The organism is Actinoplanes italicus (genome assembly GCF_003001815.1).
Taxonomy (GTDB): domain Bacteria; phylum Actinomycetota; class Actinomycetes; order Mycobacteriales; family Micromonosporaceae; genus Actinoplanes; species Actinoplanes italicus.
This window is the reverse complement of the sequence record NZ_PVMZ01000013.1, coordinates 90,555-115,691: the sequence shown is the minus strand read 5'-3', so window position 1 is coordinate 115,691 and position 25,137 is coordinate 90,555. Positions and strand designations below refer to the sequence as shown.

At 69.6% G+C, this 25,137-nt stretch carries 24 protein-coding genes and 1 pseudogene; 10 read left to right on the top strand and 15 right to left on the bottom strand.

Features of this window, described 5'->3' with window-relative positions; translation table 11 throughout:
* Positions 1 to 9: 9 nt before the first annotated feature.
* From CLV67_RS28870 to CLV67_RS52105, 7 genes and pseudogenes are all read right to left on the bottom strand, one after another.
* A complete protein-coding gene (locus CLV67_RS28870; RefSeq protein ID WP_106323907.1) occupies positions 10 to 318 on the bottom strand; it encodes a hypothetical protein in 309 nt (102 codons plus the stop codon).
* Positions 319 to 742: 424 nt separating this feature from the next.
* Complete coding sequence (cheB, locus tag CLV67_RS28865) at positions 743 to 1,903, bottom strand: chemotaxis-specific protein-glutamate methyltransferase CheB (RefSeq protein WP_239166558.1); 1,161 nt, start codon at positions 1,901 to 1,903, stop codon at positions 743 to 745.
* A gap of 166 nt (positions 1,904 to 2,069) precedes the next feature.
* The gene (locus tag CLV67_RS28860; protein WP_106323905.1) at positions 2,070 to 2,333 is read right to left on the bottom strand and encodes a hypothetical protein; all 264 of its coding nucleotides are present in this window, start codon (positions 2,331 to 2,333) and stop codon (positions 2,070 to 2,072) included.
* A 528-nt stretch (positions 2,334 to 2,861) separates the two neighbouring features.
* Positions 2,862 to 3,173, bottom strand: a complete 312-nt coding sequence (locus tag CLV67_RS53610; protein ID WP_373873171.1) for an ATP-binding protein — start codon at positions 3,171 to 3,173, stop codon at positions 2,862 to 2,864.
* A gap of 106 nt (positions 3,174 to 3,279) precedes the next feature.
* Positions 3,280 to 3,498 (bottom strand): annotated as a pseudogene (locus CLV67_RS54805) (PAS domain S-box protein); the annotation flags it as partial.
* Between the two features lie 41 nt (positions 3,499 to 3,539).
* A complete protein-coding gene (locus tag CLV67_RS28850) occupies positions 3,540 to 4,130 on the bottom strand; it encodes a CBM35 domain-containing protein (protein ID WP_146169326.1) in 591 nt (196 codons plus the stop codon).
* Between the two features lie 73 nt (positions 4,131 to 4,203).
* A complete protein-coding gene (locus CLV67_RS52105; protein ID WP_170154032.1) occupies positions 4,204 to 4,365 on the bottom strand; it encodes a hypothetical protein in 162 nt (53 codons plus the stop codon).
* A gap of 167 nt (positions 4,366 to 4,532) precedes the next feature.
* Here CLV67_RS52105 and CLV67_RS28840 point away from each other — a divergent pair, with 167 nt between their 5' ends.
* On the top strand, positions 4,533 to 5,789 hold the full coding sequence (locus tag CLV67_RS28840) for a BtrH N-terminal domain-containing protein (protein ID WP_239166556.1): 1,257 nt from the start codon (positions 4,533 to 4,535) through the stop codon (positions 5,787 to 5,789).
* Positions 5,790 to 5,837: 48 nt separating this feature from the next.
* Here CLV67_RS28840 and CLV67_RS28835 read toward each other — a convergent pair whose 3' ends face one another.
* Positions 5,838 to 6,782, bottom strand: coding sequence for a twin-arginine translocation signal domain-containing protein (locus CLV67_RS28835; protein WP_239166555.1), 945 nt, complete (start codon positions 6,780 to 6,782; stop codon positions 5,838 to 5,840).
* A 187-nt stretch (positions 6,783 to 6,969) separates the two neighbouring features.
* Here CLV67_RS28835 and CLV67_RS28830 point away from each other — a divergent pair, with 187 nt between their 5' ends.
* The 5 genes from CLV67_RS28830 to CLV67_RS28810 are packed head-to-tail and all read left to right on the top strand — an operon-like array spanning position 6,970 to position 12,587.
* Entirely contained in the window at positions 6,970 to 7,992 is a 1,023-nt protein-coding gene (locus tag CLV67_RS28830; protein ID WP_239166554.1) for a LacI family DNA-binding transcriptional regulator, read from the top strand.
* A gap of 1 nt (position 7,993) precedes the next feature.
* On the top strand, positions 7,994 to 9,583 hold the full coding sequence (locus CLV67_RS28825) for an FAD-dependent oxidoreductase (protein WP_106323896.1): 1,590 nt from the start codon (positions 7,994 to 7,996) through the stop codon (positions 9,581 to 9,583).
* Positions 9,584 to 9,596: 13 nt separating this feature from the next.
* Positions 9,597 to 10,838, top strand: coding sequence for an ABC transporter substrate-binding protein (locus CLV67_RS28820; RefSeq protein WP_106323894.1), 1,242 nt, complete (start codon positions 9,597 to 9,599; stop codon positions 10,836 to 10,838).
* Entirely contained in the window at positions 10,835 to 11,773 is a 939-nt protein-coding gene (locus CLV67_RS28815; RefSeq protein ID WP_239166553.1) for a carbohydrate ABC transporter permease, read from the top strand. The genes CLV67_RS28820 and CLV67_RS28815 overlap by 4 nt, the downstream gene beginning before the upstream one ends.
* Entirely contained in the window at positions 11,763 to 12,587 is an 825-nt protein-coding gene (locus CLV67_RS28810) for a carbohydrate ABC transporter permease (RefSeq protein WP_106323892.1), read from the top strand. The genes CLV67_RS28815 and CLV67_RS28810 overlap by 11 nt, the downstream gene beginning before the upstream one ends.
* 51 nt (positions 12,588 to 12,638) lie before the next feature.
* Here the strand turns inward: CLV67_RS28810 and CLV67_RS28805 are convergent, their stop codons facing one another.
* The 7 genes from CLV67_RS28805 to CLV67_RS28775 all read right to left on the bottom strand — a co-directional run bounded on the left by CLV67_RS28805 (position 12,639) and on the right by CLV67_RS28775 (position 19,594).
* Positions 12,639 to 15,329 carry an alpha/beta hydrolase gene (locus tag CLV67_RS28805; protein WP_106323890.1) on the bottom strand — a complete coding sequence of 897 codons (2,691 nt, stop codon included), beginning with the start codon at positions 15,327 to 15,329 and terminating at the stop codon, positions 12,639 to 12,641.
* Between the two features lie 36 nt (positions 15,330 to 15,365).
* A complete protein-coding gene (locus tag CLV67_RS28800; RefSeq protein WP_170154040.1) occupies positions 15,366 to 15,680 on the bottom strand; it encodes a helix-turn-helix domain-containing protein in 315 nt (104 codons plus the stop codon).
* A 140-nt stretch (positions 15,681 to 15,820) separates the two neighbouring features.
* Complete coding sequence (locus CLV67_RS28795) at positions 15,821 to 16,246, bottom strand: ASCH domain-containing protein (protein WP_106323886.1); 426 nt, start codon at positions 16,244 to 16,246, stop codon at positions 15,821 to 15,823.
* 165 nt (positions 16,247 to 16,411) lie between these two features.
* Positions 16,412 to 16,852, bottom strand: coding sequence for a GNAT family N-acetyltransferase (locus tag CLV67_RS28790; RefSeq protein WP_106323884.1), 441 nt, complete (start codon positions 16,850 to 16,852; stop codon positions 16,412 to 16,414).
* A 36-nt stretch (positions 16,853 to 16,888) separates the two neighbouring features.
* Positions 16,889 to 17,458: an HD domain-containing protein gene (locus CLV67_RS28785; RefSeq protein ID WP_170154039.1), complete on the bottom strand. Its 570-nt coding sequence runs from the start codon at positions 17,456 to 17,458 to the stop codon at positions 16,889 to 16,891.
* Positions 17,459 to 17,463: 5 nt separating this feature from the next.
* Complete coding sequence (locus CLV67_RS28780; protein ID WP_106323880.1) at positions 17,464 to 18,651, bottom strand: cytochrome P450; 1,188 nt, start codon at positions 18,649 to 18,651, stop codon at positions 17,464 to 17,466.
* Positions 18,652 to 18,790: 139 nt separating this feature from the next.
* Complete coding sequence (locus tag CLV67_RS28775) at positions 18,791 to 19,594, bottom strand: TylF/MycF/NovP-related O-methyltransferase (protein WP_106323878.1); 804 nt, start codon at positions 19,592 to 19,594, stop codon at positions 18,791 to 18,793.
* A gap of 288 nt (positions 19,595 to 19,882) precedes the next feature.
* On the opposite strand from CLV67_RS28775, the gene CLV67_RS28770 reads away from it, so the two are divergent.
* From CLV67_RS28770 to CLV67_RS28760, 4 genes are all read left to right on the top strand, one after another.
* Complete coding sequence (locus CLV67_RS28770; protein WP_146169325.1) at positions 19,883 to 20,677, top strand: hypothetical protein; 795 nt, start codon at positions 19,883 to 19,885, stop codon at positions 20,675 to 20,677.
* A 371-nt stretch (positions 20,678 to 21,048) separates the two neighbouring features.
* Positions 21,049 to 22,542 (top strand): non-reducing end alpha-L-arabinofuranosidase family hydrolase, encoded by a 1,494-nt coding sequence (locus CLV67_RS28765; protein ID WP_106323874.1) that lies wholly within the window; start codon positions 21,049 to 21,051, stop codon positions 22,540 to 22,542.
* 1,492 nt (positions 22,543 to 24,034) lie between these two features.
* Positions 24,035 to 24,181, top strand: coding sequence for a hypothetical protein (locus CLV67_RS52100; protein ID WP_170154038.1), 147 nt, complete (start codon positions 24,035 to 24,037; stop codon positions 24,179 to 24,181).
* Between the two features lie 135 nt (positions 24,182 to 24,316).
* Positions 24,317 to 24,955: an NUDIX hydrolase gene (locus tag CLV67_RS28760; protein WP_106323872.1), complete on the top strand. Its 639-nt coding sequence runs from the start codon at positions 24,317 to 24,319 to the stop codon at positions 24,953 to 24,955.
* Positions 24,956 to 25,137: the final 182 nt, after the last annotated feature.

Sequence of the window (25,137 nt, the reverse complement as noted above, 5' to 3'; positions counted from 1 at the left end):
GTTCGCCCGTCAGAGGCCGATGATCGCATCGAGATCCGCCTGTACGGGGACCGGCGCACCCACCTCAGGAGGCTTCATCATGACGAACCCACCTCTCACGTACTCCGACTCCGGCGGCTCCGACGTCGGCGGGCTCGCGGTCTGTTCACGCCACTGGCCGCCGACCCGGAACTGCGGCGTCTTCGGGTGATCCGCCAGGTCCGCGCCGGTTACACCGACAGCCCCGTGCCGCACGGGCTCACCGTCGCCGACCACGCCGGGCACTCCGCGGAGCTGCTCCGGCGCCTCGATACCGGACCCGCGCACGTGGTCGCCCATTCGTCGGGCAGTGTCGTAGCGCTCCAGCTCGCCATCGACCGTCCCCGATCTGGTCCGTACGCTGACGCTCTGCGAACCGCCGCTCATCGAGCCGCTCGCCGCACCCGAGGACCACCACCTGCTCGCACCCCTCCGGGCCGGTGATCGGCGCGGCGATGGCAGCCGTCGAACGAGACGACCTGTCCACCGCGTTCGGCACCTCCATGACGCTGGTCTGCGGCGAGAGCCTTGGGGTACGCCCGCCCTGTTGTCTCCCACTGGTCGCCCTCGGTCGAAGCCTGACACCGACCGTTTTCGCACAGGGGTGGCCCGCCCGCCGGTACTGTGCTGCGGCAGAGTGTCGGCGGGCGGGTCCTCGGCGAGTTGCGCTTCCTGCGGTGCTCACCCGCAGGAGTCCGGTGGTGATCGTCCCGGGAGCGTCGGGTTAGCAGGCCCAGTCGGCGAGTTGGGCGGCGATCCGGTGGGCCGGTAGGACGGTGCTGGCCCCGCCGCGGCGGGCGAGTTCGCCGGGCATGCCCCACACGACCGCGGTCTCCTCGGATTCGGCGACGGTGCGGCCGCCGCCGGCGTGGACGGCGCTCATCTCCGCGGCGCCGTCGTCGCCGATGCCGGTCAGCAGGGCGCAGACCAGCCGTCGCGGTTCGATGTGCGCGCGAGCTGAGGCGACGAGCCGGTCCACGCTGGGATGCCAGCGGTGCCCGGTGTCGGACGGAACGCTCTTGACGATCAACCCGTCGAGGCGCCGGGCGACCACGACGTCGGCGCTGCCCCGGGCGAGGTAGATGTGTCCCGGGCGCAGGGTCGTGACCCGGTCCACCTCGTGTACCGGCATCTGGCATGTCTCATCGAGCCGGTGGGCCATTCCCGCGGTGAACGAGCCCGGGATGTGCAGGGCGACGACGACGGGGGCGGCCAGCGAGGCCGGTAGCTGCGGCAGCAGGTCCCAGAGCAGGGCCGGGCCGCCGGTGGAAGCGCCGATCAGCACCAGATCGACGATGCCCGCCCTGGCTGCGGAGCGGCGTTGGGCCGGGGCCGGCGCGGCGGTCCCGGTCTTCACCCGTGCGGACAGGCCCCGGGTCCGGCTGAGCCGGGCGCCGGCGGCGGTGCGGACCTTCTGGACGAGCTCGGTCGCCACCTCGTCGAGGTTCAGCGACACGGTGCCGCCCGGCTTGGCCACGTAGTCGACTGCGCCCAGCTCCAGCGCCTCCAAGGTGACCAGTGCGTTCTTCTCCGTCAGTGACGAGAGCATGACCACCGGCGTCGGCTGATTCGCCATGATCTTCGCCAGGCATGACAGGCCGTCCATCTGTGGCATGTTGATGTCCAGGGTGATCACGTGGGGCCGGAGCCGGCCGAGCTGCTCCAGCGCGTCGTGGCCGTCGCGGGCGGTGTGCACCTCGAACCCGCCGGCGGTGGTCAGCATTCCCTTGATCGCCCGGCGCATCAGCGCCGAGTCGTCGACGACGAGAACCACCAGCGTGGCGACCGCGCCTTCCCGGGCCGGACGGTCGTGTCGTGCGGGAGGGCCTCCTCTGGCCTGCAGTCGATCGTCGAACTCCAGCGTCGTGGCAGTGGTATATGGCACCAGTAACTCTCCGAAAACGTCGTTGTGCAAGTAGACGTGTAAGCCGTGCCGGACCTCTGACAAGCCCGCGCATTACTCGTACGGGGTGTGCACCGGCGCCCTGCGAACGTGGGACCTGGGCGTCGGCGGTGATGGTGATGCTGTGCGGGTGTGGCAGTGCGCGCGGTCAGTCCACTGCGGCGTGCAGGGCCCGGTAGGTGACGGCCTCGATCTTCTGTGAACGGGCGGCGGCGCGTACCAGGTCACCGAGCTCCATGAGGTACTCCGCCATTCGGATGAGGTCGTCCGTGCTGGCGGGGCGTCGGTGTCCCAGGTTCCTGAGTGCCAGGTCGGTAAGCACCGAGGCCGCCTGGACGCCGACGGTGCCGGTGAGAGCGCTGATCATGTTGCTGCGGGCCGACTGGGTGCAGTTGTATCGCGCACGGGTCATGTGGGCTCCTTCGATTTGCGGTCGATCAACGGATGGCTCGATGCCTTGGAGGCGGGCACGCTTGTGGGCGCGGCGACGGCAGGGTGCCGGCCGCGGTCGGTGATGGAAGCGCTGTACCGGGTCCTAGCTGTCAGCGCGGGTCGCGCCCGCCAGGTTCGATCGGCGACATTGCGGTACTGGTCCTTACCATGTCGCGGACCGGTCAGGCGTTGGCAGCCGTGCTGGGCGGTCGCACCACGAAGGTGGACCCGGGCCCGGTGTGCTCGGTCAGGGTGCTGGCGTCGTCGTGGCGCTCGACGATTTATGCAGTGGTCATGTGGGCTCCTTGAAGGTCGAGGGAACGGGCGGCTTCGTGCCCGGTTGCGGGCCTGCCTGTGCTGGCGGTGTCGGCAGGGTGCCGGCCGCGATCGGATATGCAGGCGCTATCAAGGTCCTGCGGTCAGCGCAGGACCCGCCGGTACGGTTCGACCGGACGTCATTTCGGTGCTGGGTGCTGATAAGTCAGGCGTTGGCTGCCGTGCTGGGCAGTCACACCACGAAGGTGGTGCCGGGCCCGGTGTGCTCGGCCAAGGCGATGGCCCCGTGGTGACGTTCGACGATGGTGCGGGTGATGACCAGGCCCAGCGCTGTGCCGGGGATGGGTTGGTCCAGGGCGGTGGAGGCACGGTAGAGGCGGCGGAACAGCCGCGGCCGTTCACAGTGCGGGGGATGCCGATACCGGTGTCGGCGACGGCTCAGACGATGGTCCGGGCGCAGTCCCAGGGCCAGGGCGACCTCGACGTCGGCGAACCGGACGGCCCGGCGGGCGTTGGTGATGTCGTGGGCGAAGGCGTGGAACATCCGCCCGCCGGGTTCCTCGGCGACGGTCGGGGTCAGCTCGATCGGGAACTCGTGGCCGTCGCGGTGCAGTGCGCTGAGCTGCAACTGCTGTCCGACACGGCAGCCGGGTGCACCGGCGGCAAGGTGGGGCCAGGCCGGCGCGGTGCGCGTCACGGGACCCTGCGGGGACGATCAGGTCGGCGACGTCACGGTCGCAGGCTTGGGCGGCGGTGTGGCCGAAGATCCGCTCGGCGGCGGGGTTCCATCCTTTCACCCGGCCGTCGGTGTCGATGGCGATGTAGGCCTGCAGGGCCACCACGAGCACGGACTGCGCCGCACTGACCATTCCATCGACGTTGTTGACTCTCTCCAGCGCGTCCTGTGTCATCACACACCCCAGGGGGCCTCGGCTCGGTGGCCGCGCCATGCCCGGAGGGCGGTAGTTCGACGCTGTCGGCCTTCAGCGTACCCCTGCCGTCCGATGAGGGATACCTCAACGGACACGTGAGCTGCGTTTCGCATAACCTCCTGAGCAGGGCAAACAGGGCCGAGAGTGAGGCATCCGCTGTGATGTCCGGCGATGGCCGAGTCGGCACTGCCGAACCGGATGGCGTCCGTGTTCGGTCCGGCGTTCAGTGCCGCGCTGATGGTCTGGGTGAACCGGATGCCCCAGTTGGCGGTGGCGCCCAGCGACAGACGCTCGACAAGAGCGCCGTTGACGTACAGCGAAAGGATCTTGATCGAACGGGCCCCGTTGGCGTGACACAGCGTGAGGTTGTGCTGTCCGGCGGCGGTAACCGTGACGGCGACGGAGGTTCGCGCCGCGCCGCGGTTGCCGCGGGTTGAGCCGCCGACGAAGCCGGTTCCGGTGTGGCCGGTGGCCTTCACGGCGCCACCGGTGAGGGTGCCGTTCTCGGCCTCCATTTTCGACGGGCCCGCCTGGACCCGGGTCGCCGACGGCGAGTGGTACTGCGCCACGTCATCGACGCCACACCCGGCGCCCACGCCCCGGTCGACGCTCCGGCGACCTGGGTGCCGTCCAACCACGACGTCACCCGGCTGTGGCGTACCGCTGTCTCAACGCGCCTGAGAAAATCGAATCAGCCGCGCCCTTGAAGACCGGGTCGGTGCCGGTCTGACCGGTCAATACCGGGAAGATCGTCAGGTGGACGAAGTCGACCAGGCCGTGGCTGCGGTACAGTGGCGGCGGCACGCTCCCGTGCCCAACCTCCTCCCGGGCGCCCACGCCGCCCGGCACCGCGGAGGCAAAGGGGTGTCCGGCCTCGGGAGAGCGACCGTTCGACGCTGAGACACACCGACGGTTGTGCGCACCGCTGCCGCGTGGGGTTCGCGGCGTGCGTGTGACCGGACGGGACAGCGATGACCGAGCAGAAACATCTCAAGGCCCGCATCCGTGCGCGGATGGCCCGGACCGGCGAGCGGTACGCCGCCGCCCGCCGGCACGTGGTCGGCGACACCGAACGGCCCGCCACCGACCACGACTGGCCGCTGCGTGGTGGACTGCACCCGGAGACCGCCGCCGTGGCGCACGTGCTCGCAAGCCACGGAGTCGGACTGTCCGAGGCGATGGTCCTCGGCATCGGTGGCGGCCTCGGCGCCGGGTACATCCTCTGGGAGTTCGCCGCGCACGACACCTGCCACCTGACGCTGGGTTTCCGGCGCCGGTGGAACTATCTCGACTGGACCGATCAGGTGCTGGACCGGCTCGGTGCCCGCTACCGGGTGCACACCACATCGGGAGCCAAGGGCGCGGCGGCCGCCCTCGACGCGGCGCTGGCGGCGGGCGAGCGGGCGATCGTGGTCCCGGACCGGTACCTGGCCGGGTACTGGGACCTGCCGCCACACCTGGAGGCGCACGGCGGCCATGCGGTCGTCGCCTACGCGGCCACCGATACCGGGGTACGCGTCGACGACCGCAACACCCGTCCGCTGACGGTCCCGGCCGACGCGCTGCACCGGGCGCGGGCGCGCGTCGTCTCGTACCGCAACAAGCTCGTCGTGGTGGAAAAGGCGGCCGCGCCGGAGGACCTCGCCGGCGTGGTTCGCGACGGGATCCGGGAATGTGCCGGGCACCTGGGCGGCACGTCCACGTCGTTCGCGCTGCCGGCCTGGCAGAAGTGGGCGAAGCTGCTCACCGACCGGCGCAACGCGAAGGGCTGGCCGACCGTCTTCGCGGACGGCCGCGGACTGGCCACCGCGATGCTGACGGTATGGGAGGAGGTGGAGCCGGTCGGCATGAGCGGCGGTCACCTGCGCGGCCTGTACGCGGACTTCCTCGACGAGGCCACGCCGCTGCTCGGTGAACGGGCGGCCCAGGCCGCGGAGGCATTCCGCGAGGCCGACCGCCGCTGGCACGCCTTCGCCGAGGCCGCGCTGCCGGCCGACGTCCCGGAGTACGCCCGCCTGCGCGACCTGTCGGCGGCGGTGGCCGAGGGTGTCGCACTGGGCGACGACGGCGCGGCCGGCCGGGCCGAGGCTGCTGCGGAACTGTGGCAGCGCCGGGACGAACTCGACGGGAAGCCGCCGGTGGCGCCTGATCTGGGCCTTCTGGCCGACCGGCTGCGCGCGGTGCACGCCGCGGAGGCCGAGGCGGTCGAGGTGCTGCGCACGCTGTGACGGCCGGAGCGGCGCCCGCCTGACCTGCGGGCGCCGCATCCATGCTGGTCAGACGGCGCGGGCGATGCAGATGCGGGCGTTCAGGCGGGCGCCGGCCTCGTAGAACATGTACTCCACGCCCCCGTCGGTGCCGAACGACGGCGCGGCGGCCCGGCCGTTGTCGGACGCGATCGGGGTGTGAAAGACGCCGAGGTGGACCTCACGGTCGAAGTTGTTGCCGACCTCGGTGATCCGCATCCTGCCGTCGTTGCCGTGGTAGGCGACGTACGTGGTGCCGTTGCGGACGACGACGTGCGGGCCGGAGATGTCGGTCAGGCCGTCGCCGGCCGGGTTGATCAGCGGCGTCTGGGCGAACTGCCACTGGTCCCAGCCGTTCGGTGACCATCCGTGATAGATGTGCCGCTTCCCGCCGAGCACGCCCATGTAGACCATCACGTAGCGGCCGCTGTGCGCGAAGACCCGTGCGTACGACGTCTCGGTCAGGCCGGGCACGAGCCGGGTGCTGAGGATCGGCGTCTCGTCACGGAACGTGAGCCCGTCAGAGGAGCGCGCGACCCGGGTCGTGGTGTTCTCGCCGTGGTAGTAGAGGTAGAACTGCTTCGCCGCCGGGATCCACGTCACGTGCGGTGACGACACGTGGGAGACCGTGGTGCTCGGCAGCACGTTGTCGATCACCGGGTTGGCGGTGTACTCGGTGAACGGGCCGGCCAGCGAGTTCGCGTACGCCACGCAGATGCCGCCGGGCTTCTCATGCGGCGCGTAGTACAGGTAGTAACGGCCGCGGGCCCCGCTGATCTTGTCGTAGACGCCGCGGATGCACGGGAAGATGAACTCGCCGGTCGGGTTGTAGCGCAGCGGCATGGTGAGCGCGTCGCGCAGATATCGGTAGGTCGGCATACCGGCCGGTCCGGCGGCCTGGGCCGCGCGGGGCGAGGCGAACAGGCCGGCGGCACCGGTCACGGCGGCGCCTTTGATCAGGGAGCGTCGATTCAAGGTCCAACCCCTTTGCGGGTACGGGAGACGAGCATCGCGATGCATCGAAGTTTCGTCATCGTTAACTGACCTGGTCAAGGTGCTAATACCTATTACTCCTGGGGTTTCCTTGACGGCCGCCGACGCGGTGCCCCACGATCTCCCCAGTTTGTTAATGCGTATTACCGGCGTAACAGAGGAGACCCTCGTGGCGTCCAGCAGCAGGCGGGTGACTCAGCAGGACATCGCCCGGATGACCGGCGTCAGCCAGACGACCGTGTCGATGGTGCTCAATGAGCGTGAGGACGCCGCCCGGATCGCTCCCGAGACCCGCGAGCGTGTCCTCGCCGCGATCCGCAAGACCGGCTACGTGGCCGACCCGATCGCACGCCGGCTCGCCGCCCAGCGCAACCGCTTCCTGGGCGTCTTCACCTACGAACCGGTGTTCCCGGCCGGGCTCGGCGACTTCTACCACCCGTTCCTCGTCGGGATCGAGGAGTGCGCCGAGAGCATCGGCTGCGACCTGCTGCTGTTCACCAGCGCGCCGGTCGTGGACGGGCGGCGGCGGATCTTCCAGTCCGACAACCGGCTGCGGCTGGCCGACGGCTGCATCCTCCTGGGCCGCTGGCTCGACCCGGAGGAACTGGCCCGGCTGCTCGCCGAGGGGCAGCCGTTCGTGAGCGTGGGCCGCCGCGACGACGCGGGCGGGCCGGTGCCGTACGTGGGCGCCGACTACCCGGCGGCCACGGCCGCCCTGGTCCGGCGGGCGGTGGAGCTGGGGCACCGGCGGATCGCGTACGTGGGCGAGGGCGCGGGGGCCGAGTCGCACGCCGACCGGCTGCGCGGCTTCAACGCCGCCGCCGCGGAAGCCGGCGTCACCGGGGCGCACGTGCGGTTCACCGAAGCACGCGAAGTGATGGACGAATTGTTGAATCAGGAGGTCACGGCGATTTTCGTGGAAGAGTTCGCGGACGGGGCGATGCTGGCCGAGGAGGCTGGGCGCCGCGCGCTGCGCGTACCGGATGATCTTTCTTTTCTGGCTCTCGGTGATCCGACCCGGCCGGCCAGCACCGATCTGGAGTTCACCGGATTCCGGATCCCGCGGCGGGAGATGGGGTGGCAGGCGGTCGAGGTCTTGTCGGCGATCCTCGACGGGACCGGTGGCGAGCTGCAGCGGCTGCTGCCGTGTGAGCCGGTTACCGGGGCGACGCTGGCGGTGGCCCGTGCCTGAGATGCATGCGGACGTGCTGGTCGTCGGCGGTGGGCTCGGTGGAGTGGCGGCGGCGCTGGCCGCGCTGCGGGCCGGGCGGACCGTGCTGCTGACCGAGGAGTACGCGTGGCTCGGAGGGCAGCTGACCAGCCAGGCCGTGCCGCCGGACGAGCACAGCTGGGTGGAACGGTTCGGTGTCACGGCGAGTTACCGGGCGCTGCGTGACGGGATCCGGGACTACTACCGCGCCCATTACCCGCTGACCGATCGTGCCCGCCGGACCCGCGACCTCAACCCGGGCGCCGGACATGTGAGCAGGCTCTGCCACGAGCCGCGCGTGGCGGTCGCCGTGATCGAGGCGATGCTCGCGCCGTACCGCGGATCGGGGCGGCTCACCGTGCTGCAACCGGCCGTGCCGGTCGCCGCGGACACCGACGGCGACCGGGTCACCGCTGTCACCGTCCGCCACAACGGTACGGACCTGGTCCTGACCGCGCCGTACGTGCTGGACGCCACCGAGACCGGCGAGCTGCTGCCGATGACCGGAACCGAATACGTCACCGGCGCCGAGTCGCAGACCGAGACGGGTGAGCCGAACGCACCCGAGACCGGCGATCCGGCGAACATGCAGGCACTGTCGGTGTGCTTCGCCATCGACCACGTCGACGGCGACCACGTCATCGACCGGCCGGCGAACTACGGCTTCTGGCGCACCTACCAGCCGCCGTTCTGGGGCGCGCCGATGCTGTCGTGGCAGACCCCGAACCCCCGCACGCTCGAGATCTCCACCCGCTCGTTCACCCCCAACCCCGACGACGACCCGTGGCTCGTCGACGCCGACCAGCGGGTCAACCCCGGTGACGGCAACCTGTGGACGTTCCGGCGGATCGCGGCGCGCCGCAACTTCACCGGCGGCCTCTACCCGAGTGACATCTGCCTGGTGAACTGGCCGATGATCGACTACTTCGAGCAGCCGTACGTCGACGCAGCCGACCCGGCCGCTGTCGAACGCGCCGCCCGGGAACTGTCGTTCTCGGTGCTCTACTGGCTGCAGACCGAGGCGCCCCGCGCCGACGGCGGCACCGGCTGGCCCGGCCTGCGGCTGCGCGGCGACGTCACCGGCAGCGCCGACGGGCTCGCCATGGCGCCGTACGTCCGCGAGTCCCGCCGGATCAGAGCCGAGTACACCGTCGTCGAGCAGGACCTGTCCCTGGAGATCCGCGGGGACAAGGGCGCGGCGTCGTATGCCGACTCAATCGGTGTCGGCATGTACCGCATCGACCTGCACCCGTCGACCGGCGGCGACAACTACATCGACGTCGCGTCGTGCCCGTTCGAGATCCCGCTCGGCGCGCTCATCCCCCAGCGGGTCGAGAACCTGCTGCCGGCAGGCAAGAACATCGGCACCACCCACATCACCAACGGCTCGTACCGGCTGCACCCCGTCGAGTGGAACGCCGGTGAGGTGGCCGGGGCGCTCGCCGCCTTCTGCCTCGACCGTGGCGTGTCCCCGCGAGCCGTCCGCAACACCCCCGAACTGCTCGCCGAGTTCCAGAACCACCTGAGCGCCGACGGTGTCGAGCTGCGCTGGCCCGACATCAGCGGTTACTGAGAGGAGATCTTTGATGCGCCGAACCCTTGCCGCCATATCCGTCTGCGCCCTGCTCGGCTCGCTCACCGCCTGCGGAGGCGACGAACCCGAGGCCGGCGGCCCGGTCACCCTGCGGATGACCACCTGGTCGGCCAACCCGGCCCACGTCGAACTGTTCAACTCGATCGCCGCCGAATACTCCAAGACCAAGCCGGACGTCAGCGTCACCTTCGAGGCGCTGCCGCTGGAGAACTACACCACCACGGTGACCACGCAGATCGCCGGCGGCAACGCACCGGACATCGCCTGGATCCTCGAGGGCGCCGCCCCCGACTTCGTCGCCTCCGGTGCGCTCACCCCGCTCGACGACAGCATCGAGAACACCGCCGACCTCGCTCCCGCCGCGACCGCGCTGTGGAAGAAGGACGGCAAGCTGATGGGCTACCCGTTCTCCACCTCACCGTTCGGGGTGTTCGTCAACAACGACCTGCTCAAGCAGGCCGGGCAGACGCTGCCCGCCGGTGCCGACTGGACGTGGGCGAACGCGGTGGCCGCCGCCTCGGCCACCGCGGCCAAAACCGGCAAGCAGGGCCTGGTGATCCGCGACTTCGACTACAAGGAGTGGAGCAACCTGGCCACCGTGTTCCGCGGCTGGGGCGCCGACGCCTGGACCGCCGACGGCAAGACCTGCGGCTTCGACCAGCAGCCGATGGTCGACGCGATGACCTTCCTGCACAAGGCGATCTTCACCGACAAGGCGCTGCCGGCACCCGGTGTGGCCGCCGACTTCTTCGCCGGCGAGTCGGCGATGACGATCGCCCAGATCTCGCGGGCATCGCTGCTCAAGGAGGCCAAGTTCGGCTGGACCCTGGTGCCGCTGCCGGCCGGGCCGTCCGGTGAGTACTCGGTGATCGGGCAGGGTGGCCTGGGTGTCATGAAGAAGGGCAAGAACGCCGCCGCCGCGGCCGAGTTCGTCAAGTTCTTCACCAGCCCGGACAACTCCACCAAGCTGGCCCAGTTCTTCCCGCCGCCGCGGCAGTCGCAGCTGAACGCCGACACCCTGGCCAAGGCCAACCCGCTGCTCAAGCCGGAACAGCTGCAGGACGTCGTCATCGACGGCATCGCCACCGGCGTGGTCAAGCCCAGCCACACCGGCAGCGCCGAGATCAGCCAGGCCGTCCGGTCCGCGCTCGACCCGATGTGGAAGCCGGACGCCGACATTCCCGGCGTGCTGCGCGGTGTGTGCACCGCGATCCAGCCGCTGCTCGCCAAGTGACCCTGCTGCAGGACCGGGCCGCCACGGCCCGGTCCGCCCCGGGCCGCCCGTCGTACTGGACGATGCGGCGGCGCGACCACCTGACCGGGTACCTGTTCATCACTCCGGCGCTGGTCGGTGCGGTCGCGTTCGTGTTCCTGCCACTGGTGCTGGTCGTCTGGTACAGCCTGCACGAGTGGAACGTGCTCGCCGACACGTTCGACTTCGTGGGTTCCGAGAACTACCGCAAACTCGCCGAGGACCCGAACGTGCCGGGCGTGCTGCGGGCCACCGCACTCTTCTCGATCGGTCTGGTCGTACTCAATCTCGGTCTCGCCCTCGTCCTTGCGGTGTTGCTGAACCAGAAGTTGCGCGGCACGACATTCTTCCGGGTGCTGTTCTTCTCGCCCGTCGTGGTGTCGCTGCTGGCCTGGACGATCGTGTGGGGCTTCCTGCTGCAGGACAACGGTGGTGTCAACGGGCTGCTCTCCCTGTTCGGCATCGACGGGCCGAACTGGCTGCGGTCGGGGGGCACGGCCATGGTCTCGGTCGTCGTCGTGCAGGTCTTCAAGAACGTCGGCCTCAACATGGTTCTGTTCCTGGCCGCGCTGCAGGGCGTGCCACAGGAGCTCTACGAGGCGGCGCGCACCGACGGGGCCGGGCGGTGGACCGTCTTCCGGCGGATCACGCTGCCGCTGATCAGCCCGACCATCCTGCTCACGTCGATCATCACGGTGGTCGGGTCGTTGCAGGTGTTCGCGCAGATCAGCGTCCTCACGCAGGGCGGGCCGGGCACCTCGACCACGGTGCTCGTCTACTACCTGTACCAGCAGGCGTTCCAGTTCCACGCCTTCGGTTACGGCTCCACCCTTTCGGTCCTGCTGTTCCTCATCGTGCTGGCGCTGACCGTGCTCCAGTGGCAGATGCGCAAGAGGTGGGTCTTCCATGAGTCTTAAAATGCGGATCTTCCTGTACGGGTTGCTGCTCGTGCTGTGCGTGCCGTTCGTCTTCCCCACGTGGTGGATGATCACCAGCTCGTTCAAGCCGAACGCCTCCATCTTCGCGTTCGACTTCGCGCCCAGCACCTGGAGTCTCGAGCCGTGGCGTCAGGTGTTCACCATGCAGCCGTTCGCTCAGCAGTACTGGAACAGCGCGTACATCGCCGTGATCGTCACGCTGGGCACGCTGGTGGTGGCGTCGATGGCGGGGTATGCGTTCGCGCGGATCCGCTTCCCGGGACAGAACGTTCTGTTCCTGGTGGTGCTGACCGGTCTGCTCATCCCGAGCGAGGTGACGATCGTGCCGCTGTTCCGGATGTTCAACAGCCTCGGCATGGTCGACACCCACTGGCCGCTCATCCTGGTCCCGATGCTGGGGCCGCCGAGCGTGCTGGCGACGTTCATCATGCGGCAGTTCTTCATCACGCTGCCCGGCGAGCTCGAGGAGGCGGCCCGCATCGACGGTCTGGGCCGCCCCGCCATCTTCCGGAGGATCGCACTGCCACTGGCCCGGCCGGCCCTCGGCGCGGTGGCGATCTTCACGTTCCTGCACAGCTGGAACCTGTATCTGGAACCGGTCGTCTACATCTCGTCGCAGACGAAGTACACGCTGCCCCAGGCACTGACCCAGTTCACCGACGCCTACCAGGGGCAGCTGTGGAACGTACAGCTGTCGGCGGCATCCATGACGGCTATCCCGGTGCTGATCGTCTTCGTGATCGCCCAGCGGCAGTTCATCGAGGGCCTCGCCCACACCGGGCTGAAGGGCTGAACGGCACGTGTGCCCGGAACTCCGATCGGGGTTCCGGGCACACACGTCCGGTCAGTCGGTGACGGTCCCGTCGATCACGGGACCGGTGATCGGGTCACCGAAGTCGGGCGGGTAGATGTCGGTCGCGAACCGGATGTGCTCGGTGCCCTCGGCCACCCCATCGGTGACCGTCGGCACGCTGAGCTCGACCGAGGTGGTACCCGGCTCGACGACCAGGAACGGCTGCAGGAGGGTCTCCGACAGCGGACGGGACGGCTCGGGGCTCTCGAAGGAGTTCTCCTCGAACCAGACCGGGTCGACATCGGTCGACGACAGCTCCGTCCCGGCAGCCGGCTTCTGCGGCGTGAACGCCAGGTACAGGTAGTCGTCGGCGGGCTCGGACAGAGTCACCGTCCACACCACCGGTGCGCCCTCGGCTGCGGTCGCCGGGTTCGGCGCGACGGTGATCTTCGGCATCGGGTCGTCCTCGCGGACGTCGACGCCGCCGTCGTAATCACCCACCACCGCGTTACGGACCGCCTTGGCGGCCAGCGGGTACCGCCGGTCGCCGCCGAAGGTCGTGTTGCCGGTCACCGAGACCGGTACCTCGATCTTCGTGGCGCCCGGGGCGATGTCGGCCACCCACGACTTGACGTCGCCGGTCCGGCGGTCGGTCAGGAACAACCGGACCGCGGCCCGCTGCTTGCCGCGCACCGACACGGGAACCGAGTAGGTGGCGGTGCCGGAGTCGCCCTCCTCCACCGCCAGGCGGCCGACGTCGACGCGGGCCAGCGGCTCCGGTCGCGGCGCGGGCGTGCCGGGACGCCAGCCCCACGCGTCGATCAGCCACGCCTCACCCTCACCGCGCGGGGTGATGTCGAGCCGCGACACCGCCCGCACACCGCGCGGCAGCGTGAGCCGCACCTCCTGGCCCCAGTACGAGGTCGTCAGGTCGGTGCCCGGCACGCCGCTGATCGTGGCGGTGCCCAGCTCGGTGCGCTTGCCGCGGTCGTCGGTGACCGCGACGCCGAACGAGGTGGCCGGCGCGTTCGGCGGCACGACGAGGCGCAGCGCGAGCGACTGCGCCCCGGCCACCGGCACGGCCTTCGCCGGCTTCAGCGTGGCGGTCGCGGTGCCGTTGAGCGCGACGGCGTAGCGGCCGGGCTCGGGGTACGTGAACGACACGAAGTGCGGTGACGGGCTGAACCAGCCCTCCGTCCACAGGCACGCGGTCTCCTGCGTGGCCCCGGCCTGCTCACAGAGCCGGGCGTTGCCGACGGTCAGTGCCTGGTCGGGAACGATCACCGGAGTGCGGTTGCCGCCGAGCGCGTGACTCAGCACGGTGGCCGGGCCGGCCGACGGGGCGCGGACCCCGGAACCGTCCAGCAGCGGGCGGACCCGGTCGTCACCGCCGACGAACAGACGCGCCGCGGCCGCCAGGTACGTGGCACCGGCCGTCTGCTGCTGCTGCGGAGTGAGCCGTGCCGGGGCGACACCGGGCGTGCACAGCGGGTCGTCCTCGCCGAAGAAGTCGTCGAACGCCGGTCCGACGGCCTGACCGGGCGTCCACTCGGTGTTGAAGTAGTTGTGGTTCGCGCCGACCGCGTAGAGCGCGCTGTGCAGCGCCCGGCCGGAGCCGACGCCGCGGGTGGCGTCGATGTACATCTGACCCTGCAGGTCGGAGACGTCACCGTCGCAGCCGGGCAGGACCGTCGCCGACGGCACGTCCGGCTGCGGGTTGTGGCCGAAGACGGTCGGGCCGATGAGGAACAGGCCGCGGATGTTCCAGCGCACCTTGCCGCGGTAGTCGTCCTGCGCGGCCGGCGGCGGGTTGAGGCTGTCCAGCGCCGCGCGGTTCACACCCTCGCCACCACGCGAGTGGCCCATCAGGAACACCTTCGAAAGATCGGCGCGCGGCGCTGATCGTACGATCGCCGGGGCATTCGATCGTTTGGCCCCCGACCAGTCGGCCCAGAGCTCCAGATGCTTGCGGACCAGCGACGAGCGGGCCTGGGCGCCGCCGTCGTCGTCGGCCCGGTCCTGCGCGTTGATGCCGTTCGCCGAGATCGACACGGTGACGTAACCCTGCGAGGCGAGCAGCTCCTGCGACTGCAGGTAACCGCGGTGACTGGGCACCGCCTCGGACGGGGCCGGGCACGGCCACTCGAGGGTGATCGCGTCCGGGTCGTCACCGGTGAAACAGGTCCAGTGCCGGCCGTGCAGGAACAGCGCGAGCGGCCGCTTGCCGGGCGCGTTCCTCGGCGCCACCACGACGGCCTGCATCTCGACGGGCTGCGGGTAGGTCGACAGTTTGACGCCGGGCAGCGAGTACTCGCCGGTCGTCGTCTTGTAGGGGCCCTTCACCCCCGGGTCGACGTTGTGCGCCGGCCGGGCCGGAACCGTCGCCGGGGTCGTCTTCGCCCTCCGCTGCGCGCTCGGCGGCGCCGCCGCGTCGACGCGCTTGCCGCCGATCCGCACCTGCAGATCCGCCGGACGAGCCGGAAGCCCGTCCTTGAGGACGAAGGTCCGCAGATCGTCGGCGTCGTCGGCCCGGCCGAGCAGCCGGTCACCGGACCAGAACTCCACCGCGGCGTCGCCCGGCGGAATCGGGCGCTCGCTCGTCCAGGTCAGAGCCCGTCCGGAGGCCGACCAACCGGGTGGGAGCGGGTCGGGGGCGGGTTGCGCCGGTGCCGCTCCCGCGGGCACCGCCGATCCGAGCAGAAGTGTGCTTGCCGCCGCCACGGCGACCAAGATTCTTCGCATGTGGACTGTTCTACCGGGCGAATGCAAATATTTAGATCAGTTTGGAAATGGTTTGGGCAGACTCGCGATGTAGCTGCCGGGAGTCAGGCCCGTGGCCTGCCGGAACTCGTTGACCAGATGCGCCTGATCGGCGAAGCCCAGCCGTACCGCAATCTGGGACGCGTCGGCCTCACCCTCGACAGCGAACTGCCGGGCCGCCTCCTGAAGCCGCACCCAGCGCCGCACCCACGCCGGTCCGCAGCCGATCGTCTCGCGCAGGGCCCGCTGCACGGTCCTCGCCGAACGGCCGTGCGGCAACGGGTCACCGCGGTTGATCGCGTCCACCGTCTCGTTCGCCAGGCGCTGCCGCACCTGCCACACCCCTCGCGCGATCTTGCGCATTACGGGTCGCAATGACGGCGGAAGGTCACAAGACCTGGCTGCCTCGCCGCTGTCGTCGTCGATCTTGTGCGGTTGGGGCTGTGTGCGGCGGGACGTCGCAAGATCGGCCGTTACGTGGTGGTGGCGTCCACCAGGCGGAAGCGCTGCGCCAGAATCTCGGTGTCGTCGTCGACAGTGAAGCCGGGGTCGCCGAGCTCGGCGCGGATCTCGGGACTGTGCCAGAACTCCTCGTGGCCCGCCCGCCACTGCGCCACCGACTCGTCGCCCTCGCCCTCGTCGATGACGTGCCGGAGATCCACATCGGCGAGCCGCACCACGCGCACGTCGGTGTACTCGATCGTCGCGACGGGTTGATCACGGGAGTCGACGACCACGCGTCGCGCGCCCACCTCGGGCAAGGGCTCCCCGTCGGCCTCGTATCCGATCATCAGCGCCGACGTGGTCGTCTTGGCGCCGGACAGCACCGCGGCCACCAGCTGGTCGCGCAGTGGCCCGGAGAACGCGAACTCCATCCGAGGGAGATCATCGTCAGTCATCTGGCGACCGTACCGGGCTGCACGTGGCGGACGCCCCGCTGAGGCTGCCTCCGCGAAGGTGCTGCGGGCAAGACGCGCCGATCCGCAGAAGGACCGGGCGATGGAGACGTCGTGATGAAGACGCGGCGGTGAGGGTGCTGTGCGGTCGAGGTGGTGCGGGGAGGGTCAGGAGGGCTGGAGAGGGAGCACGAAGCGGCGGGAGTCCTCGCGGCTGTCGGTGAAGCCGAGGCTCTCGTAGAACTGGTGGGCCGGAAAGCGGTGGTTACTGCTGTTCACCTCGATGAACAGGCAGCCCGCGGCCCGTGCCCGGTTCTCGGCTGCTCCGATCAGCATGCGGCCCGCTCCCCGGCCCCGGACGGCCTCGTCGACGACCAGGGCGGCCAGGCGGCCGAACTTGCCGGTCACCTCCAGCAGCGGGGTCACGTGCAGGGCCGCCATGCCGACCAGTGTGCCCTCGTCGTCGGCGCCCAGGAGGGCGCTCGCCCGGTCGCCCAGCCAATAGTCCAGTCGCTGGCGGACCTCGCGCTCGGTGGACGGGAAGCCCAGCTGTTCGAGCAGGACGGCCAGGCGCGCCGCGTCACCGTGGTGGATGGGCCGGATGTGCATCCCCAGACCGTAGACCGTGACCTTGGGATCGGGGGGTCAGCGAGGCGATTCGCCGGTCACGGTTCGCGGCCACCAGGCGTCCGGGTCGGTGGCCCGGATCTCGGCCAGAACCGTGCGGCCGACGTCGGTGGTGACCGATTCCGCCAGGTAGTCGACCCAGCGTTCCTGCAGGTCGGGACGGTCCGCGAGGCTCTCGCGGACGTGCATGACCGAGTCGAGAGTGTCGGCGTCGCGGGCGATGCGCGCCTCGATGGTGTCCTGGTCCACCCACTCGGCGGCGCGGGCGCGGATCACATCACGGGCCGGTGGGGGCAGCGGGGCGGTCTGGTCGTCGATGACGCGCTGGAACGGTTTCGGCTCGTCCAGATAGCGGCGGGTCAGATGGTGCATGTCCCCGAGCCGGGCCTCGGGAAGGTCGTGCAGCAGGGCGAGGGCCGCCGCGCGGTCGGGGTCGGCGCCGGCCATCGCGGCCAGCGTCATGGCGATGAGCGCGGCACGGAACGAGTGGTCGGCGACGGACTCGCGGTTCGCCATCCTGGCGAGCGGCCAGCCGCTGCGAGTGGTCCGTTTCAGCACGCCTGCCTCGTACAGGAAATCGGAAGTCATCTTTGTCATCCCGTGGTGATCGGGAGCTCGGCGAAGCCGCGCAGCACCAGGCGGTCACGCAGCCGCGGCTCACCGGCGAGGGCCAGGGCGGGCAGCATGGTCAGCAGCATCGGGAAGGCGACCTGCGCCTCGAGCCGGGCCAGCGGCGCGCCGAGACAGTAGTGGGCGCCGCCGCCGAACGAGACCGGCTGGATGTTGGGGCGGTCCGGGTCGAAGCGGTGTGGGTCGGGATAGCGCTCGGGGTCCCGGTTGGCGGAGCCGAGCAGCAGGTTGACGTCGGCGCCGGCCGGCAGATGCAGTCCGCCGTCCAGATCGAGGGGCTCGGCGGCGTAGCGGGCCGCGAACTGGACCGGCGAGTCGTACCGCAGGATCTCCTCGACGAAAGCGGGCGCCAGCTCCGGGTCGGCACGTAGCCGGTCGGCCTGGTCCGGGTGTTCCAGCAGCACCTTGATCCCGGTGCCGAGCAGGTTGGTGGTCGTCTCGAACCCGGCGACCAGCAACAGGACCAGGTTGGACAGCAGCTCGGACCCGGTCAGGCCGGAGCCCTCGGAGGCGAGCGCGCTGGTCAGGTCCTCCCGTGGCTCCCGTCGACGTTCGGCGATCAGGCCGATGAAGTAGTCCTCCAGCTCACGGCCGGCCGCGTCGGCTCGCCGCATCTCCTCCTCGGTGCTGATCGGCTCCAGGACCACGGTGAGGTCGGCGGCCTGCCGACGGAACCACGGCTGGTCGGAGTCCGGCACGCCGAGCAGGGCACAGATGACGGCGATCGGGAGCGGGTACGCGAACGCGCTCACGAAGTCGGCGCGCTCCGGCATCTCCTTGATCAGGTCGGCGGCGCGTTCCGCGATGACGTCACGCAGCGCCGCGACCCGGCGGGCGGTGAAGGTGGCCGCGGCAGCCCGTCGCATCCGGGTGTGGTCGGGCGGATTGCTCAGCAGCATCGACTGGACGATCGAGGCGACGCCCCGGTTCTCCCTCCAGTCCGGCCAGTAACCGTCGTAGACGGCGGCGTCGGCGACCCGCACGGCCGGATGGCGCAGAAGGTGGCTGGTCAGCGCATGGGTGGTGACGAACCAGCGCCCGTCGAGGGCCGCGAACATCGGGGCGTGCGAACGAAGAACCTCATAGGCGGGGTACGGATCACGCCGTCCCTCCGCCGCGAACAGCGACTCCAGAGCGGTTTGAAAATCCATCGGCGTCCCCTTTCACACGACCGGTCCCCATCATTCCCGGCCGGCGTGACGCCGCCAATGGAACCAGGACGGCACAACCGGTTCACCCCGCCCGGGACAAAGGCGGGGTGATCGGTTCGTGATAGGGAGTGAGCGCCGGTTACTCCGCCGACTTCACCGCGATCCGGCCCTCGTCCATGCGCAGCAGGAGCAGACGCGGGTTCACCTCTTCGAGCCATTCGTCGACGGCACGCTTGGCGCCGTCCCACCATCCGTAGTCGTCGAGCAGCAGCACACCACCGGGAACGAGGCGGGGCCAGAGGTGTTCGAGTTCGTGACGGGTCGACTCGTACCAGTCGGTGTCCAGGCGCAGGATGCTGATCTGCGCGGGGATGTCGCCCGGGATCGTGTCCTCGACCTTGCCCTTGTAGTAATGGATCCGCTCCGCGGGGTACGCCGACTCCGCCATCGTGGCCTGCACGTCCTCGAACGACGCGTACGCCCACACTCCGGCCGTCTTGTCGCTGGCCGCGAGCATGTCCGCCGCGGGCTTGCCGTCGTGTCGCTTGTCGTGCTCGGTCGGCTCGCTCATCCCCTCGAACGTGTCGTAGAGGTGCAGCTCACGGCCGGTGTCGCCGTTCTCGATCAGGGTCTTCGCGATAGCCAGCATGCTGCCGCCACGCCAGACGCCGCACTCCACGATGTCGCCGGGGATCTTGTGGCGGACCACGTACCGGACGGCATAGACGAGCGCGTTGAGCTTCTCGGGTGAGGTCATGGTCCACGGCCGGACCGCGCGGATGACGTCGCGCGCGGCCTCGTCGTAGTCGACCGGGAACTTGATCTCCGGCGGCTTCGGCGGTGCGGCCTCGGCGGCGGGCGCCGGCGTCGGCTCGGGCTTCGGCGCGGCCTTGGCCACCGGCCGCTTGACCTTGCGAAACTCGTATCCGGTGAGGTTCCGCATCACTCTATTGACACCCTTGCGCATCGTCACCGTCCGGAAGCTACAGAGTCCCGCAGGACGTGAAAAGATTTCGTAATCAGTTTGCGCAACACGCCAAATACCCCCGGAACTGACATGGCTGCCGTTCCGGACAGCGGCCCGGGACCCAGGCCACGACGATACCGCCAACCGCATGGATGAGGGGGGCACTCGCAACGGCGGGTCTGTCATCCGAACCGAAGGGAAAGAGCGGTCCGAAACGGGAAACGAGGTACGTCCGCCGAATCGCCGACCGGGCAGAATGGGCCGGTGAGTCCGGTGGGGAAACGCGTACTGATCGGTGTCGGGATCGTCGTCGTGGTGGCGGCCCTCGTCGCGGCCACGGCCGCCTGGTGGCGGTGGGACACGCAGCGCCAGCCGCGGGTCGAGGACGTGGCCGCCGACATGAACACGGCGGTCGCGGACGCGGTCGTCGCGGCCGGATCGGAGGCCGCTGCCGCGGTCAGCGCGGTCGTCGCCGCCGCCGAGTGCGATCTCGGACCTCTGCGGACCGGCAACGTCTTCACCGGCAAGGCCGACCTCTACACCGACCCCGGCGCCGAGGACAGCCTGATCACAACGATCGAACAGAATCTTCCGGATCGGTACGCCGTGCGCCGCGGCCCGGCCGTGGCGGGCGTCCGGCCGCTGCATGCCGATCTCGGCGCCGTCAGCCTGTCGGTACGGCGCCTGAGTCCCGGCTGGCTCGCGGTCACCGCCCGCAGCCGGTGCAGCCTGGCGGAAATGACCCCGGCGGCGAGCACGGCGCCCGACGCCGGCACGGTGACCGGGCTGCTGGCCACACTCGGCACCCGTCCCGCGCGCGTCACCGAGCAGCGCCTGCACTGCGCGGCCGGTGACATCGTCACGGTCTCCGCGGTCAGCGAGCCCACCGGCGCCGACGGCCTCCGCGACCGTCTGACCGCCGCCGTCCCGGCCGGGGCCCGGCGCTTCGCGGCCCGCGACTCCAACCGCATCACCTATCGGGACGGGTCCGCATCCGTCGTCATCGCCGCCTCCGACGACGGCGCCGCGATCACCGTGCAGCACACGACGACCTGCTGAGGGCCCGACTTCCGAGGCACGGCGTGCATAACAGAAATTGCGCAACACATCTGTTCACGTTCATTTGAAGAATTCCGCTTGGAAAGTGTTACGCGGGCACCACTGCTAGAGTCGCCTATTTTACCCCTGCCTCTGACCTGGGGATACGCGGCTTCGAATTCGAGAAAACGGCCCGCCTTGAAACGGTGATAGCCGTCTGGCAATATCACCGCACAGATGTGAGCGTTACCAATTCACATCGAACAGGGTCGACCCCGACGCGCCCTGATCATCCCCCGGTACTCCGGCCGGCACGGCGCCGCCGAGCAGTGGCAGCCCGTCCGGGGGCTGAGTCCCCGTACATCCCCCGAGGTTTTCAAGGAGAACGCCCCATGACACCAACCCGGACGCGCAGGCGAACCTGGCGCGCCGCCCTGGCCGCGATGGTCATGCTCGCCGGTGGCGGAGCCGTCGCGATCGTCGCGACCGAGGCCTCCGCCGCGACGATCGACACCAGCGCCTCGTACGTGCTGGTCAACCGCAACAGCGGCAAGGCCCTCGACGTCTACAACCTGGCCACCGGCGACGGCGCCCGGATCACCCAGTGGAGCCGCAACGACCAGGCGCAGCAGCAGTGGCAGTTCGTCGACTCCGGCGGCGGCTACTACCGGCTCAAGTCGCGGCACTCCGGCAAGGTCCTCGACGTCTACAACTTCTCGACCGCCGACGGCGGCTCGATCGTGCAGTACACCGACAACAACTCGACGAATCAGCAGTTCAGCATCCAGGACGTCGACGGCTACATCCAGCTGATCAACCGCAACAGCGGCAAGGCCGTCGAGGTGCAGGGCGCGTCCACCGCCGACAACGCCAACATCGTCCAGTACTCCGACTGGAACGGCAGCAACCAGCAGTGGCAGCTCGTCAAGCTCGGCGGCGGCACCAACCCCTCGCCCTCGCAGCCCGGCGGCTCGTGCACGCTGCCGTCGTCGTACCGCTGGTCGTCGACCGGTGTGCTGGCGCAGCCGAAGTCCGGCTGGGCGTCGCTCAAGGACTTCACCGTCGCGCCGTACAACGGCAAGCAGCTCGTGTACGCGACCACGCACGGCAACACGTCCAGCAGCGGCTGGGGCTCGATGAACTTCTCGCTGTTCACCAACTGGTCCGAGATGGCGTCGGCCAGCCAGAACACGATGAACTCGGGCACGGTGGCGCCGTCGCTGTTCTACTTCGCGCCGAAGAACATCTGGGTACTCACCTACCAGTGGGGTTCCTGGCCGTTCATCTACCGCACCTCCAGCGACCCCACCAACGCCAACGGATGGTCCGCGCCGCAGGCGCTGTTCACCGGCAGCATCACCGGCTCCGGCACCGGCCCGATCGACCAGACGATCATCGGTGACAGCCAGAACATGTACCTGTTCTTCGCCGGCGACAACGGCAAGATCTACCGCGCCAGCATGCCGATCGGGAACTTCCCCGGCAACTTCGGCTCGTCGTACACGACGATCATGAGCGACACCACGAACAACCTGTTCGAGGCGCCGCAGGTCTACAAGGTGCAGGGCCAGAACCAGTACCTGATGATCGTCGAGGCCATCGGCGCGAACGGCCGCTACTTCCGCTCGTTCACCGCTTCGAGCCTGAGCGGCTCGTGGACGCCGAACGCGGCCACCGAGAGCAACCCGTTCGCCGGCAAGGCCAACAGCGGCGCGACCTGGACCAACGACATCAGCCACGGCGAGCTGCTGCGGACCAGCGCCGACCAGACGATGACCGTCGACCCCTGCAACCTGCAGCTGCTCTACCAGGGCCGTTCCCCGAGCTCGGGCGGCGACTACGGGCTGCTGCCGTACCGGCCGGGCCTGCTGACCCGTCAGCGCTGACCCGTACCCGATCCGGGTGCTGCCCCACTGATCCGGGGCAGCACCCGCGGGTCCGACCCGCCGGCACTAAATCGCACTCGACCCACCTGCCGCCCCACAGATCCCGGGGCAGCACCTGACCCACGTGCCGCCCCCACCGACCCCGGGGGCGGCACGTGTGCCACGCCGATCCGCTCGTTCCGGCGTCCGCCAATGATCTCGTCGCCGCCTGGGCCAAGCGTTCGCCTTGGCGATGGGCAGCCTTTGTCTGCCGCCAACGCTGGCGGCAGCTAGGGTCCTGCTCCTCCTGCTCCTCCTGCTTGCTTCGGCGATATGGCGGGGCAGGGTTTCGCGGGGGCTGGGGCTCATGCCGTGAACGAAGAGCGCGTCGGCATCCGGGCCGACGGTCTCGCACCATCGTTCAGGAACGCATCACCGATGATCTCCATCGAGAATGCGCTGGCCGGTCTCTGGAGTGAGATGGTCGGCCACCGCTAGCGGTCCAGAATGTGATTGCGACCCCGATTGCGTGGACTATCGATCGGCGTCCGTTCCATGCAGAGATCCCGGTCAAGGAGCGCCCATGCGTTACCGGCGAACAACGGTTCCCGCCGACCGTTTCTGGGCCCGCCCTCCACAAGGTAAAAGGACGCGGGAATCGACAGCACCGGAATGACCGCGGCTGCCCGCTTGCGGCGCGGCGGGCTCGCGGTTTACATACATCGCAGACTACTGCGATGGTCACCGGAGAGCGCTGGCAGACCGTGCTCGACAGCGGCACGCCACGAGCCGGTCGTGTTGGGCGCGATCCACTCGGGCACGCCGGTGTGTCGCTTCGCGGGTTCACCGGAGATCGACAAAGGCCGGCCGTGCCCAGCGGATCGTGCGGTATCGGTGAGGTCGTGGCCTTCCGCCGGCCCACCAGCGCCGCAACCTCCGGCCGGCCCAGGACCACGGCTTCCCACCGGCCCACCAGCGCTGCAACCTCCCGCCCGCCCAGGACCACGGCCTTCTGCCGGCCCACCAGCGCCGCAACCTCCCGCCCGCCCAAGACCACGACCTCCCGCTGGGTCGATGGAACTGCGGCCTTCTTCTGGATAGGTGGAGTCGTGGCAGTCTGCTGTTTCGAGGATTGCGGCACGAGTAGCGAGGCCGGGTTCTGCAGGAAGGGTTCTTTCAAAGGGTTGACCCGAAGTATCACTGCAGGATCCGGCGGAGGCGACTGCCCTTCCCGCTCCGGCGGAGGCGACTGCCCCTCCCGCTCCGGCGGAGACGACTGCCCCTCCCGCACCGGCAGGGACTGTGGTTGCCCCTCCCGCAACGGCGGATGCTGCGGCGGGGCGGCCGGTGTCCGCGGCGACGAAGCAGTCGACGTCCGCGGCGGCGAAGCGGTTGACGTCCGCGGCTCGGGAGACCTCTGCGGCGCCGAGGGATCGGACCCTGCGGCGGCAGACGATCGTGCTGCGTCAGACGGGGTGTGCCCACCCGGGCGGCCCCGCCGGAGCTTGGCGGCGTGACGACGCTGAAGACCGTAGAAACGGCGGCGCTCATGCTCACGTCGGAATTCGTCGCGCTCGGCAGAATGGTTTCGCGCTTTGGTCCGGTCACGGAACCGCGCGGTTTCCTGCCTGCCGAACAACGACATCTGGCCCATGCTTAAATTGTCCCGTACGCGTACAGCGAAGTGTAAGCACTTGATCTTGCCTATTTAATTTTGTGCCGGACGAAACAGGATTACCCGAACCACTCCGCCGGCCGGCCGAACGGGTTCGTCACTCGGAGGAAGGGGAAACTCATGTCGTACGTCGGCGAGCTGCGCGAACTCGTTGGCCAGCGACCACTGCTGCTCGCCGCGGCCGGTGTCATCGTTGTCGATGAGGTGGGTCGCTGGTTGCTTCAGCGGCGTGTCGACGACGACCTGTGGGGACTGATCGGTGGGGCCTTGGAGCTCGGAGAGTCCTTCGAAGACGCTGCCCGTCGGGAGCTCCTCGAGGAGAGCGGCCTCGTCGCCGAGTCGCTTGAACGACTCGACGTGTATTCGGGTCCCGATTTTCAGCTCACGTATCCCAGGGGAGACCGAGCCTACGTTGTGGGTGTGACGTTCCTGGCGGGTCGTGTAGCCGGCACTGCGGTGGCGGATGGGGAGGAGGGTTCCGAACTGGGGTGGTTCAGCCCGGATCATCTTCCTGTCCTCAGCGGATACAACGGGCTGCTGATCACCCGGGCCCGGGCACTCCTCGCGGACCGCAGAGACCAGTCCGCGCAGAGCGGACCGCGGCGAACGCAGCGAGAGGAGCAGACCGCGAGCACCGGACCGCGCAGAGCGGACCGCGGCGAACGCAGCGAGAGGAGCAGACCGCGAGCACCGGACCGCGCAGAGTGGACCGCAGAGACCACACCGCGTAGATCTGACCGCGCAGAGCGGACCGCGTAGATCTGACCGCGCAGAGCGGACCGCGTAGATCTGACCGCGCAGAGCGGACCGCGTAGATCTGACCGCGCAGAGCGGACCGCGTAGATCTGACCGCGCAGAGCGGACCGCGTAGATCTGACCGCGCAGAGCGGACCGCGAAGAACCCACCGCGAAGAACCCACCGCGCAGAACCCACCGCGACG